At 68.3% G+C, this 12,632-nt stretch carries 12 protein-coding genes; 10 read left to right on the forward strand and 2 right to left on the reverse strand.

Going from position 1 to position 12,632, the window contains the following annotated elements:
- Window positions 1-122 precede the first annotated feature (122 nt).
- A complete protein-coding gene (locus tag CLM74_RS00530) occupies window positions 123-758 on the forward strand; it encodes a hypothetical protein (protein WP_105163222.1) in 636 nt (211 codons plus the stop codon).
- 575 nt (window positions 759-1,333) lie between these two features.
- Here the strand turns inward: CLM74_RS00530 and CLM74_RS00535 are convergent.
- A complete protein-coding gene (locus CLM74_RS00535) occupies window positions 1,334-2,818 on the reverse strand; it encodes an AAA family ATPase (RefSeq protein ID WP_025875996.1) in 1,485 nt (494 codons plus the stop codon).
- A 123-nt stretch (window positions 2,819-2,941) separates the two neighbouring features.
- On the opposite strand from CLM74_RS00535, the gene CLM74_RS00540 reads away from it, so the two are divergent.
- From CLM74_RS00540 to CLM74_RS00580, 9 genes are all read left to right on the forward strand, one after another.
- Entirely contained in the window at window positions 2,942-3,571 is a 630-nt protein-coding gene (locus tag CLM74_RS00540) for a ParA family protein (RefSeq protein WP_025875994.1), read from the forward strand.
- 37 nt (window positions 3,572-3,608) lie between these two features.
- Complete coding sequence (locus CLM74_RS00545) at window positions 3,609-4,085, forward strand: histidine phosphatase family protein (protein ID WP_032977995.1); 477 nt, start codon at window positions 3,609-3,611, stop codon at window positions 4,083-4,085.
- Window positions 4,086-4,089: 4 nt separating this feature from the next.
- On the forward strand, window positions 4,090-4,707 hold the full coding sequence (locus CLM74_RS00550) for a YceI family protein (protein WP_033832699.1): 618 nt from the start codon (window positions 4,090-4,092) through the stop codon (window positions 4,705-4,707).
- Entirely contained in the window at window positions 4,704-6,761 is a 2,058-nt protein-coding gene (locus CLM74_RS00555) for a phospholipase D family protein (RefSeq protein WP_025875988.1), read from the forward strand. The genes CLM74_RS00550 and CLM74_RS00555 overlap by 4 nt, the downstream gene beginning before the upstream one ends.
- 10 nt (window positions 6,762-6,771) lie before the next feature.
- Complete coding sequence (locus tag CLM74_RS00560) at window positions 6,772-7,206, forward strand: hotdog fold thioesterase (RefSeq protein ID WP_105163223.1); 435 nt, start codon at window positions 6,772-6,774, stop codon at window positions 7,204-7,206.
- Between the two features lie 119 nt (window positions 7,207-7,325).
- The gene (locus CLM74_RS00565; protein WP_025875984.1) at window positions 7,326-8,117 is read left to right on the forward strand and encodes a lysophospholipid acyltransferase family protein; all 792 of its coding nucleotides are present in this window, start codon (window positions 7,326-7,328) and stop codon (window positions 8,115-8,117) included.
- Between the two features lie 7 nt (window positions 8,118-8,124).
- Window positions 8,125-9,159 (forward strand): alpha/beta fold hydrolase, encoded by a 1,035-nt coding sequence (locus CLM74_RS00570; protein WP_025875982.1) that lies wholly within the window; start codon window positions 8,125-8,127, stop codon window positions 9,157-9,159.
- Window positions 9,160-9,215: 56 nt separating this feature from the next.
- Complete coding sequence (locus tag CLM74_RS00575; RefSeq protein ID WP_025875980.1) at window positions 9,216-11,294, forward strand: tetratricopeptide repeat protein; 2,079 nt, start codon at window positions 9,216-9,218, stop codon at window positions 11,292-11,294.
- Window positions 11,295-11,304: 10 nt separating this feature from the next.
- Entirely contained in the window at window positions 11,305-11,916 is a 612-nt protein-coding gene (locus CLM74_RS00580; protein WP_105163224.1) for a YbhB/YbcL family Raf kinase inhibitor-like protein, read from the forward strand.
- A gap of 110 nt (window positions 11,917-12,026) precedes the next feature.
- On the opposite strand, the gene CLM74_RS00585 is transcribed toward CLM74_RS00580, so the two are convergent.
- On the reverse strand, window positions 12,027-12,482 hold the full coding sequence (locus CLM74_RS00585; protein WP_234003406.1) for an META domain-containing protein: 456 nt from the start codon (window positions 12,480-12,482) through the stop codon (window positions 12,027-12,029).
- Window positions 12,483-12,632 lie beyond the last annotated feature (150 nt).

Raw genomic sequence — 12,632 nt, forward strand, 5'->3', positions numbered from 1 at the left:
GGGAAAGGCGCGAATTGTAACAGTGGGGGGCCAGGGCCCCCGGCACTCGCGCCGGGGCCGTGCTGGGGTTAGGATCGGGGAGAGAGAGGGAGGGTTGGTGTTTCAACCTTGGGGGAATTGGGATGTCAGTTGCAGGACAGTTCCTGGCCGGCGTGTTGCTGGTTTCGGGAGCGGCCACTGTGTGGGCCGCGCCGGCATTGCCGGCACCGCAGGAGTTCTATTTCGACAGCGACGCCGCTGCCGCGCCGATCACGGTGGTGCAGGGTGAAGGCGAAGACCTGGTGGCACAGCTGCTGAAGCATCGCGAGCGTGGCCGCAAGGGGCTGGAAGCCACGGCGCAGCTGGCGTCGGTGGCCATCGCGCAGGGGCGCGCGGAACTGGGCGACAAGCTCTATCGCGAGGCACTGGCCGAGGCGCCGGTGCAGAGCGCGCTGGGCCGCAGCGTACGCTGGAACTATGGCTGGGACCTGTTGCGGCAGGGCCTGGCGCTGGCCGCGCTGGAACAGTGGCAGGCCGCTGCCAGCACCCTGCGCAGCAATCCGGGCTGGGTACCGCCGAGCTATGCGTTGGCGCTGTGGCGGGCCGGCCAGCAGCAGGAGGCGGTGAAGTGGTATGCCGCCGCCGTACGGACCGAGCCGGGGCAATGGCGCGACAGCAGCCATTACGCGCAGCTGTTGCCGCAATGGCGCGACGACGAACGCGCGACGTTGGCCGAAGTACAGCAGGCCTGGGCGGCCGCGCCTCCAGCCTGGCCCTGAGGTTGGGGGTTCGGCCGGGTTGCGCCCGGCACCCGGAGAGGCAACGGCCGAAGCCGAAGCAAAAGCGGGTTTGCTGAGGGATGGCGGGGTGGTGTGGACAGGCAGGACACGTCGTAAACCCATCCCTGGGGGCTCGATGGCGCCATCCATGGCGCCAACGGTCCTGCCTGCCCACGCCACCCCACCTCTGACAGATTCCCGCTGCTGTTGGTAGGTGTCGACCTTGGTCGACACGTAGATCCACGCCATGCGTGGATGAATCTGCATCGGAGTCGAATTATCGATATCTGATCGAAATGCAGCCGAGGGTGGGCTCGTCGCTACAAAAAGCGGCCAGCCAACCGCTTTTGCTTTTGCTCTTCTTTTTTCTTTTCCGTGGCTGATCGCCCCCGGAAACTGTCAGAGGTCGGGCGGGGTGGGTTCGCGGGGGTGTCCGCGGCATGGATGCCGCGGCCAAGCCTCCAGGGACGGATTCACGGCGTCCCCCGCGAATCCACCCCGCCCGACCAAGCGCGGCTTTTGATTCTTGCGGCCAACCAGCAGCCACGAGGGGCTGCGCCGTTCGCAGGAAACCCTCAGTCGTCCGCGGACACCGTGCGCCCCGACGCCCATTCCCGCAACGCCGCCACCTGCTCGGCCATCAGCACCGACAACGGCCGTGTCGTGCGGATCTCGCCCATCAGCAGCTCGGTGTCCAGTGGCCGGCCTTCGGCATGCGCCGAATACAGCCCGGCCACGATCGCCTGCTCGATTTCCGCACCGGAAAACCCGTTGGCCGCTGCGGCCAGTGCCGGCAGCGCGAAGTCGTCGGCATTGAGCTGGCGCCGTCCCAAGTGCAGCCGCAGCAGTTCCACGCGCACATCGGCCGAGGGCAGGTCGACGAAGAAGATCTCGTCGAAGCGGCCCTTGCGCAGCAGCTCGGCCGGCAGCTCGTGCACCTGGTTGGCGGTGGCCACGATGAACACCGGCGCCTTGCGCTCGGCCATCCAGGTCAGCAGGTAGCCGAGCACGCGGCGCGACACGCCGCCATCCTCGGTGCCGGTGGCCAGGCCCTTTTCGATCTCATCCATCCACAGCACGCACGGCGCCAGCTGCTCGGCCGAGGCCAGTGCCTGGCGCAGGTTGGCTTCGGTCTCGCCGTGGTACTTGTTGTACAGCGCGCCCACGTCCAGGCGCAGCAGCGGCACGCCGAAGCCGGCGGCGGTGGCCTTGGCCAGCATCGACTTGCCGCAGCCCTGCACGCCCAGCAGCAGCATGCCGCGCGGCGGGTCCAGCCCGGCCGGTGCCGAGCCGGCGATGAAGGCGACGCGACGCTGGTTGATCCAGCGCTTGAGCCGGTTGGCGCCGGCCACATCGCCGAAGCGCGCGCTGTCATGTTCAAAGAACAGGTGGCCGCTGCGGTTGAGCAACTCGAACTTCAGCCGCGCCAACTGTGGCAGGTCGTCGTCGCGCAGCGCGCCATCGGCATAGATCAGCTGCCGCGCGATGCGCCGCGCATCGACCAGGCTCAGGCCCTGCAGGTTCTTCAGGATCTTCTTGACCGCCTCGCTGTCCACTTCCACCCGGCGCCCGCCGTGTTCGCGTGCATAGGCATCGGCTTCCTCGCGCAGCATCTTCAGCAGTGCATTGGCGTCGGGCAGGCGCGGGTTGAAGCGCACTGCCAGGGCTTCCAGTTCGGCGGGCAGTTCCACCTTGGCGCCGATCAGCACCAGCACGTGCGGTTCGCTGTGGCGGCGCTGGATCAGGTCGCGCAGGGCACGCTGGTGGCTGGCGTAGCCCAGGTAGGGGTGGAAATCGAGCAGCAGGTACACGCCGCGCTGGTCGGCCTGGCGGATCATCTGCAGTGCGGCGCTGGCATCGGGCGGACCGACCGGCTCGTCCTCGCGCTCCAGATCGATGCGACGCAGGCCCTCGGTGATCGACCAGCGGTGCAGGGCCCGCCAGACATGCATCAGCGTCTGCCGGAACAGCTCGACGATGCGACCCTCATCCTGGGTCTCGACCACGATCAACGGCGTGTTGGCGCGGATCAGTGCGCTCAGGTCCTGCAGTTCGCTCATGGCGGTTCGATCCTTCGGGGGCGCCACGATAGCAAAGGCCGGGGGCACTGGTTCAGCACGGCTCTACCTTCCGTCACCATCGGCGGTGTACGCTCGGGGCACGTACCCGGAAGCGAGGCTGGCATGAAGACGATCCTGGTGGCCGGTTCCAAAGGCGGGGTGGGCAAGACCACCATCGCCACCCACCTGGCCGCGTACGCGGCATTGCAAGGCAAGGCCACGGTGATCGCCGATGCCGACCCGCAGGGCTCCAGCACCCGCTGGGCACAGCGCCGGGCCGGGCTGGAAAGCGCGGTGCTGCCGATCGACGTGTACCGCAAGAAGCAATGGGCGCAGAAGCTGCCCGACGGTACCGATACCGTGGTGATCGATGCACCGGCCGGCGCGCTGGCCGACGATATCCCGCATTTCCTCGACGCTGCCGATGCCGTGGTGGTGCCGGTGCTGCCCTCGGCACTGGACATCGAAGCCATCGTCGGCTTCCTCAACAGCCTGGCCCAGGTACCGCGCGTGCACAGCCGCAAGCTGCCGGTCGGGCTGGTGCTGAACCGCACCAAGCCCTGGACCCAGACCTCGCAGCAGGCCCTGCAGATGCTGGCTGACTGGCCCTATCCGGTGGTCGCCCAGCTGCGCGACAGCCAGAGCTATGTGGTCATGACCGGCCTGGGCCGCAGTCTTTTCGATTACCGCTCCGCCCAGGTGCGCGAGCACCAGGCCGACTGGGAACCCCTGTTGTCCTGGCTGAAGCTGTAACAGCCGTAGGTCTCCATCCCTTCATTGGAATCCCGCAATGCGCGAACTGATCCTGCTCCGCCACGCCCACGCCGAACCGGCCACCACCGGCCAGGCCGACCTCGACCGGCCGTTGTCGCCGGTGGGGCTCGCTGAAGCCGAAGCCGCCGGCAAGTGGCTGAAGGAGAACAACCTGCTGCCGGACTGCGTGCTGTGTTCACCGTCGCGGCGGACCCGCGAAACCCTGGAAGCGGTGATGGCAGCCATCGGCTATGTCGAAAAGCGCCTGGAAGACCGAATCTACGAGGCCACCCCCGGCACCCTGGCCGCGCTGGTGGACGAGCGCCGTGACCTGGACCGGGTGCTGATCGTCGGCCACAACCCCGGGCTGGAGCAGCTGGTGGCGCTGATGACCGATGGCACCAGCAGTGATTACCGTGGCATGCCGCCGGGCGGCGTGGCCGTGCTCGGTTTCGCCCGCGAGGCGACGATCGAGCCGGGCGTGGCCAGCCTGAACGCCTTCTGGTGGCCGTGAGCCGATGAGGTTGGCGTTGCCGGGCCGCTGTCTGCTGCCAGTCGTTCTGGCGATCGGCCCGGCCTGGGCCGCCACACCGCCACCGACCGCGCTGCCGGCGGTCGTGGCCGAACCGCCGCGTACGCTGCAGCTGGATGTGGTGCGCTCGCAGATCGGTTTCGAAGTCCGCACCCGCTTCGGCCAGCGCATCGAGGGCGTGTTCCCCCGTTTCGAGGGGCGTATCGAGGTGCTGTCCGATGGCCGCCACCAGGTCCACCTGAAGATGTTCACCCGCACCGTGGAGATTCCCGGCAAGGACCGCTATACCGGCTGGATGCGCGGCCCCGAGTTCTTCGATGCCGGCCGTTACCCGTTCGTGGAGTTCGACTCGCTGCCGTACTGGCCGGAGACGGTCGCCGAGGGCGGCGGTATCGACGGCCGGTTGACCCTGCGCGGGGTCAGCCATCCGGAGACGCTCAAGGTCGAGAAAGCGGAATGTGCCCGACCCGGCTATGATTGCGACGTCGTCAGCCGCGGTACCGTGCAACGAGGTCGGTATGGCATGGACAGCTGGCAGCTTGCCTTGAGTGACCGAGTGACTTTCGTATTGCGTGCGCGCCTCAGCGAGGCGCCGAAACCGTGAATCCCTTGCTGCGTGTATTGGCGCTGGCAACCGTGTTGCTGGGCAGCGGCTGCGCGTCGCTGTCGCATGCCCAGCGTGATCGCGCCGAGGCGATTGCCGTGCAGGCGCGCTCGACCCAGGTCGATTGCCAGCAGGCCGACCGCTGCGCGCTGGATTCGCCCCTGCGGGCACTGGCCGGCCGGGCGTTCAGCGAATCGACCCCGGACCAGCCGCGGCACTACGCCACCCTGCTGGACGAGGGCGAAGGTGCGCTGGTCGCGCGTCTGAACCTGCTGCGCAGCGCCACCCGCAGCATCGACCTGCAGACCTACATCTTCGACAAGGACGACAGCGCCCGCCTGGTCATCGACGAGCTGCTGGCGGCATCGCGGCGCGGGGTGAAGGTGCGGTTGCTGATCGACCAGCTTTCGGCGATCTCCGACCTGCAGATCCTCGGCGCACTGGCCGGTGCCCACGAGAACTTCCAGCTGCGGGTCTACAACCCGACCTTCGGCAAGGCCCGTCTGAACTACTTCGACTATGCCGGCAGCGTGCTGTGCTGCTTCCGCCGCTTCAACCAGCGCATGCACAACAAGCTGCTGGTGGTTGACGATGCGATCGGCGTGGTCGGTGGGCGCAACTACCAGGACGACTATTACGACTGGGACCGCGAATACAACTTCCGCGACCGTGACGTGCTGATCGCCGGCCCCGAAGCACGCGCGATGGCGGCCAACTTCGATGCCTTCTGGCGCGCGCAGCGCAGCGTGCCGGCCGAGCGCCTGAACGATGTCGGCCGTACCCTGCTCAAGCAGGGCGTGCCGCTGCTGCCGCCGGCACAGTTCCGCAGGCCCGAGCGGGTGGAGCGGGTCAGCGAGGAAGCCAACGACGTCGCCTTCGTCACCCGTTCGTTCGTGGATACCGCCCTGCCGGTCGCCTCGGTGCGCTATGTGGCCGATCTGCCGCGCAAGCACCGGCGTGAGCGCGCCGACGCCCCACTGGCCGGGCAGCATGTCACCGAGCCGCAGCTGGACGCACTGATCTCCAGTGCGCAGCACGAAGTGATTCTGCAGACGCCCTACCTGGTGCTGTCCAAGCCGGCACAGAAACTGTTCCGCGAGCTGCGCAAGCGCCCGCAGCCGCCGCGCGTGGTGGTATCCAGCAACAGCCTGGCCGCCACCGACAACCCGATCGTGTATGCGCTGTCCTACAAGTACAAGCGGCGCAACATGCGCGAGCTGGGCTTCAACATCTTCGAATTCAAGCCGTTCCCGCTGGATGCCCCGGTCGATTACCGCAACCTGCTGCCCGACCCGATCGCAGCGCCGGGCAGCGATACCGGCCGCAATCCGCTGCTCGGTGGCAGCGCGGCGGGCAGCAATGCCGGTGGCGGTAGTGGTGGTGATGCGGTGGCCGCTGCGGATGTGGACGACCGGCCGGCGCGGGTGATCCATCCGCGTACCGGCAGTGCGTATGAGAATGCCCGTGCGCGCCGGCGTGCTGCCGGCAGCGAAGTCGAGACCCGCCTGCTGCGTACCGAAACGCGCCCCTCGTTCCTGGGCAGCAAGGCGGTCAACAAGCCGCTGCCGGTCACCCGCAAGGGCGCGCGCATGGGCTTGCATGCGAAGTCGCTGGTGGTCGACCGCCGCATCGGCGTGGTCGGCACCCACAACTTCGATCCGCGCAGCGAGAACTACAACACCGAAGGCGCGGTGATCATCGACGATCCGGCCTTCGCCGAGCAGCTGGCCCAGAGCATCCTGCGCGATACCCACCCGCAGAACTCCTGGACGGTGGCGCCGCGTGCCAAGCCGCCGGTCCTGTCCGGCCTGAACTACAGCGTCGGCAAGGCCTCCGAGGCGCTGCCGATCCTCGACTTCTGGCCGTGGCGCTACGCCACCGACTACGAGTTCAAGCCCGGCCCGGACTGCCCGCAGCCACTGCCGCGGCAGAGCGCCGATTTCCACCGTTGCTATGTCGCGGTGGGCGACTTCCCCGAGGTCAATGTCGGGCCGAAGTGGCTGCTGGTGCGCATGCTGACCGCATTCGGCGCCGGCCTCGTTCCCATCCTCTGAAGGTAGCCGCATGACCCAGGTATTCCGCGAAGCCGTTTCCATCGAGCAGCTCAACGCACTCAGCCGCAATACCGCCATCGATACCCTCGGCATCATCTTCAGCGCCGCTGGCGAGGACTGGCTGCAGGCGACCATGCCGGTGGATGAGCGCACCCGCCAGCCGTACGGCATCCTGCACGGTGGCGCCTCGGTGGTGCTGGCCGAAACCCTCGGCAGCAGCGCCGGCAACCTCTGCGTGGATACCGCCAAGCAGGTCTGCGTGGGCCTGGAGATCAACGCCAACCACGTACGCGCCGTGCGTTCGGGTACGGTCACCGGCACCGCGCGCGCGGTGCACGTGGGCCGCAGCACCCAGCTGTGGGAAATCCGCATCGAGGACGAGCAGGGCCGGCTGGTCTGCATCTCGCGGCTGACCCTGGCCGTGGTGGCGGCCGGGCACGGTTGAGCCGTCGCGGCATCGGTGACGGCGGCGGAACCCAGCGTTCCCCGCCGATGGCCGCCGTCAATGAGACTTATGGCCGAATTCGGCTGGCAGCGATGGCAGCCCTCCGGTATCGTGCGTGGATGACTTCCCCCACTCCGGCCCCCCGCGGCGGCGTGGCGCGTGTGTGCCGTTACCTGTACCGCGTACCGCTGCTGTTGGTCCACATCACCGTGTTCCTGCCGCTGATCCTGATCGGCATGCTTCCGCCATGGGGCGAGCTGCGCGTGGGCGATGCCACCTTCGGCGCCAAGGTAGTGAACTGGTGGCAGGGCGGCCTGATGTGGATCTTCGGCTTCCGCCTGTCGCGCGTCGGCCAGCCGCTGCCGGGCGCAGTGCTGTTCGTCGCCAACCATGTCAGCTGGGTCGATATCTCCATCCTGCACAGCCAGCGCATGATGGGCTTTGTCGCCAAGCGCGAGATCGCCAGCTGGCCGGTGGTCGGTTGGCTTGCCGCGCGCGGCCAGACCATTTTCCACCAGCGTGGCAACACCGAATCGCTCGGTGGGGTGATGCAGGTGATGGCCGACCGCCTGCGCGCCGGCAAGGCGGTGGGCGTGTTCCCGGAAGGGCGTACCCGCGGCGGCCATGACGTTGGCCCGTTCCATGCGCGCATCTTCCAGGCCGCCGTCGAAACCAGCGTGCCGGTGCAGCCGGTGGCGCTGATCTACGGCGTGCGCGGGGATGCACAGACCATCGTGGCCTTCGGCCCGGGCGAGAGTTTCTTCGCCAATTTCCTGCGCCTGCTCGGTGAGCCGGCGCGGCATACCGAAGTGCATTTCCTGGAGCCGATCGGCACCCAGGACCTGGAAGGCCGTCGGCGCATCGCGGAAACCTCGCGCGCGCGCATCGTGGCGGCCATGAGCGGGGATTGAGGCGAGGGTGGCCGTGTCTCCGCCACCGACCCTCGACGCTGATGCGCCGATGCTCACCGCGTCCGACTATCAGCCGCCGCGCTGGCTGCGCAATCCGCACCTGCAGTCGATGCTCAGCTCCAGCCGCATGCGCCTGCAGCGCGGCCTGCTGCTGCTGGCCGCCACCGGCGCGGTCAGCGAGGAGCTGATCCTCGATGGTGGCGAAGGTGTGCGGCTGCAGGGCTGGCACAGCCATGTCGAAGGACGCGAACCGCGCGGCATTGCCCTGCTGCTGCACGGCTGGGAAGGCAGCGCCGAATCCAGCTACATGCGCATGGCCGCTGCCCGCATGCTGGAGCAGGGGTTCGACGTGGTGCGGCTGAATTTCCGCGACCACGGCAACACCCATCACCTCAATCCCGGCATCTTCCACTCCAACCTCATCGACGAAGTGGTGCATGCCGCAGGCGATGTCGCCCAGCGCTGGCCCGATCTGCCGCTGGTTGCAGCCGGCTATTCACTGGGCGGCAACTTCGTGCTGCGGCTGGCCCTGCGCGCGCCGGCCGCCGGTGTACCGCTGCAGCACGTGGCCGCGGTCTGCCCGGTGCTCGACCCCGGGCTGACCATGGAGAACATCGAGAACGGCCCGGCGATGTACGACTGGTACTTCCGCCGCAAGTGGGCCGGCTCGCTGCGGCGCAAGCGCGATCTGTTCCCCGAACTGAGCGACTGCGACGACCGTGTGCTGAACATGGACATCCGTTCGCTGACCGCCTGGCTGGTCGAGCGGCACACCACGTTCGGTTCGTTGCAGGCCTATTTCGATGGCTACTCCATCGCCGGCGACCGCCTGTCCACGCTGCAGGTACCTGCTGACATCCTGATGGCGCAGGACGATCCGGTGATCCCCTACGCGACCTTCCGCGATTGGCAGCTTCCGCAGCAGGCGCGGCTGGAAACCGCCTGCTGGGGCGGCCACTGTGGCTTCCTGGAAAACTGGCGCGGCGATGGGTTCTCCGAGCGCTGGGTCGCACAGCGCCTGCGGCGGGTCCTGCCGGGCTGAACCGGCACCGGCGCGCGGCCCGCTACAATGCGGGTTTGACCTTGAACCGGACGGCCATGCAAGACCAGATCCTCCAAGCGTTGCGCCAGAACGATGCCGGCCAGGCCGTGCAGCTGGCCCAGGCGTGGACCCGTGACGAACCCGGCAAGGCCGAGGCCCACCGCTGGCTGGCGCTTGCGCTGCAGCAGCAGGGCCAGGCCGAGGCCGCGATGGAGGCGTTGCAGCAGGCGCTGCAGCTGGCCCCCGATGATGCGCAGCTGCACCTGCAGCACGCCGGCCTGCTGCTGGCACTGCGCCAGTTCGACGGGGCCGATGAAGCCCTGCTGCGCACCACCGGGCTGGACCCCAACGCCTTCCCGGCCTACCTGATGCAGGCGCACCTGGCGGTGGGCCGCAACGATTTCGACGAGGCCCAGCGGCTGTCGACCCTGGCCTCGCGGCTGGAGCCGGACCATCCGGAACTGCTGACCATCGATGGCATGGTCGCGCTGCGCCGCGGCGACGCCGACCGTGCGCTGGCCCTGCTGTCGGCGGCCAGCCAGGCGCTGCCGGACGATACCCGCGTGCTGTACGCACTGGGCTTTGCCTATCTGGGCAAGGACATGCTGGCGTTTGCCGAGCAGGCGTTCCGTCGCGTGCTGGCGTTGAACCCGAAGATGTCCTCGCTGCACGGCATGGTGGTGCAGCTGGCCTTGCGCCAGGGCAACGTGGAGGCCGCCGCCGAGGCAATGCAGCAGGCGCTGCAGGAGCCGGAGCTGGACGTGCCGCCGATGCGCCGCCTGGCCGGCGAACTGGCACTGCGCAGTGGCCAGCCGCTGCAGGCGCTGGAGCACCTGCTGCCGCTGCTGCAATCGCTGCAGGGTGATCGCCAGGTGCTGCAGCTGCTGCTGATGTCCTGGCAGCGCCTGGGCCGCGAAGATGAAGCCCGCACACGCCTGGATGACGCTCTGGAAAGCAATGACCAGCTGCATGACCTGTGGCTGGCACGACTGGCCGTGGAAGACGTCGGCAGTGCCGGCGCCGTAGCCGTCGTGGAGCGCTGGATGGCAGCGATGCCCGGCCACCTGCCGGCGCTGGAAGCGCGCATGCGCCTGCATGACATGGCCGGCGAGCATGAGCAGGGCGAAGCCATCGCCGAGCGCATCACCACCCTGGAACCGGGCCGCGTCAGCGGTGAAAGCCGTCGCGTCGAGGGGCTGCTGCAGCGTGACCCGGCCGCCGCCGTGGAGCGCGTGCAGGCCCTGATCGCACAGGCACCGGAGGGACACCGCGCTGATCTGCGGACCTGGCTGGGCGAGATCCAGGATCGCGCCGGGCAGCCGGAAGAAGCGCTGCGTACGTGGATGGCGCTGCAGACCGACCAGGCTTCGCAGCGGCTGCCGTTGCCGCCGCAGGCCAAGGCACCGCCGAGCTGGCCGGAGATGGCCAGCATCGACGAAGCGACGCGCGACAGCGGCTCGGCGCCGATCTTCCTGTGGGGCGCCCCGGGTTCGGGCGTGGAGCGGGTGGCAACCGGCCTGGCCGCTGCCAGCCCGGTGCTGCGCAGTGATCGTTACACCGCCACGCCACCGGACGATGCCTTCCAGAACTACAACACGCTGCAGGACCTGGCGTCGGGCGTGCTGAGCCCGGAACGCCTGGTCGAGCGTTGGCGCGAGCACCTGCCCGCCCGCGGCCTGGAAAGTGACACCGTGATCGACTGGCTGCTGTGGTGGGACAACGCGCTGTTGTGGGCATTGCGTCCGCAGCTGCCGCAGGGTCGCCTGCTGCTGGTGCTGCGCGACCCGCGCGACATGCTGCTGGACTGGATCGCCTATGGTGCCGCCGCTCCGCTGGCGATGACCTCGATGGCCGAAGCCAGCCAGTGGCTGGTGCGTTCGCTGACCCAGATCGCCGCGCTGCACGAGGAAGACCTGTATCCGCACGTGCTGCTGCGCATCGACGACATCGGCAACGATGCGCATGCGATGGCCGACCTGCTGGGCCGCGTGTTCGGGCGTCCGATGCCGCCGGCTGCACAGCTGGGTGCACCGCGCCTGCCTGCCGGCCACTGGCGCAGGTATCGCGACGTGATGGGCGCCGCGTTCGCCCAGCTCACCCCGGTCGCGGTGCGCTTGGGTTACCCGGAAGAGTGAGGAGCATTTGATGCAACTGAGCAGTCACAGCCTGGCCAACGGTGCGCCGATCGACCGTGAGTTCGCCGCCGGCGATGCCGCCGGCTTCGCCCCCGACCGCAACCCGCACCTGGCCTGGAGCGGTGTGCCCGATGGCACCCGCTCGTTCCTGCTGGTGTGCGTGGACCCGGACGTGCCAACGGTGCCGGAAACGGTCGGCCGCGATGACATGAGCGTGCCGCGCGATCAGCCGCGCTGCGATTTCGTGCACTGGGTGATGGCCGACATTCCGGCTTCGGTGCAGGAGATCGCCGCTGGCAGCTGCAGCGATGGTTTCGTGGTGAAGGGCAAGACCGCGCCGGCCGGCCCGGCCGGCAGCCGCCAGGGCCTGAATGATTTCACCGGCTGGTTCGCCGGCAATCCGGACATGGCCGGTGATTACCCCGGCTACGACGGCCCGTACCCGCCGTTCAACGACGAGCGCGTGCACCGCTACTTCTTCCGCGTGTTTGCGCTGGATGTGGCCACGCTGTCGTTGCCAGAACGCTTCACCGCCGCCGATGCGTACCGTGCCATGCACGGCCACGTACTGGCCGAAGCGGCGCTGCACGGCACCTACACGTTGAACCCGGCATTGGCCTGATAACAGCCTTCGGGTAGTGCCGGCCGCTGGCCGACATCCGCTGTACGTGGCAGCCGGCCAGCGGCCGGCTCTACCCACCAGCGAAGAAGGGCGGCCAGTGGCCGTCCTCTTCATTTCGCCGGCAGCGGCGCGGGTTTGAACACCAGCACTTCGCCCTTGGCATTGCGCACGACCAATGCACCGGTGTCGTCCAACGCGAGGGTGGGTGCGGTATCGCGACCGTGAAACAGCGTTTCGGCTCGCCTTTCCTGCGCATCCACCTTGGGATTGATGCACAGCGCGGTGGTCCGGATGCCGCTCTCCAGGATCAGCCGGTCGTCCTGCAGGTGGTAATGACTGCTAGCCTGGTTGCACAGGTTCAACTCGCTCATGTAGCCGGGCTGGAAGCGCAGCGTGTACGGCGCCCGGCCCCTGACGAACAACGCGTCGATACGCTTGCCCTGCGCGTCGGTGGCGCGCGTGAGCTGCCACGGATGGGCTTCAAGCTGGTCGGTGGTGGGTGTGCTGGCGGCGCGTGCACTGCTGCCAATGCCAATGCCGATGGCCAGCCAGGCCAGTGCGAGCATGTACGTCCGTTTCATGCCGATCTCCCTGATGCATGTGGGTAGTGCCGGCCGCTGGCCGGCATGTTCCGCAGGTCGCCTGAGCTGTGTGCAGCCGCCGGCCAGCGGCCGGCCCTACCCACAACGAAGAAGGGCGACCTCGCGGCCGCCCTT

This window comes from Stenotrophomonas sp. MYb57 (assembly GCF_002966815.1).
Taxonomy (GTDB): domain Bacteria; phylum Pseudomonadota; class Gammaproteobacteria; order Xanthomonadales; family Xanthomonadaceae; genus Stenotrophomonas; species Stenotrophomonas indicatrix.

What these genes read in the sequence shown, in the direction of transcription:
- CLM74_RS00530 (WP_105163222.1), top strand. Translation starts at nt 123, where the DNA reads ATGTCAGTTGCAGGACAGTTCCTGGCCGGCGTGTTGCTGGTTTCGGGA.
- CLM74_RS00540 (WP_025875994.1), top strand. Translation starts at nt 2,942, where the DNA reads ATGAAGACGATCCTGGTGGCCGGTTCCAAAGGCGGGGTGGGCAAGACC.
- CLM74_RS00560 (WP_105163223.1), top strand. Translation starts at nt 6,772, where the DNA reads ATGACCCAGGTATTCCGCGAAGCCGTTTCCATCGAGCAGCTCAACGCA.
- CLM74_RS00565 (WP_025875984.1), top strand. Translation starts at nt 7,326, where the DNA reads ATGACTTCCCCCACTCCGGCCCCCCGCGGCGGCGTGGCGCGTGTGTGC.
- CLM74_RS00585 (WP_234003406.1), bottom strand. Translation starts at nt 12,482, where the DNA reads ATGCTCGCACTGGCCTGGCTGGCCATCGGCATTGGCATTGGCAGCAGT.
- CLM74_RS00550 (WP_033832699.1), top strand. Translation starts at nt 4,090, where the DNA reads ATGAGGTTGGCGTTGCCGGGCCGCTGTCTGCTGCCAGTCGTTCTGGCG.
- CLM74_RS00545 (WP_032977995.1), top strand. Translation starts at nt 3,609, where the DNA reads ATGCGCGAACTGATCCTGCTCCGCCACGCCCACGCCGAACCGGCCACC.
- CLM74_RS00535 (WP_025875996.1), bottom strand. Translation starts at nt 2,818, where the DNA reads ATGAGCGAACTGCAGGACCTGAGCGCACTGATCCGCGCCAACACGCCG.
- CLM74_RS00580 (WP_105163224.1), top strand. Translation starts at nt 11,305, where the DNA reads ATGCAACTGAGCAGTCACAGCCTGGCCAACGGTGCGCCGATCGACCGT.
- CLM74_RS00575 (WP_025875980.1), top strand. Translation starts at nt 9,216, where the DNA reads ATGCAAGACCAGATCCTCCAAGCGTTGCGCCAGAACGATGCCGGCCAG.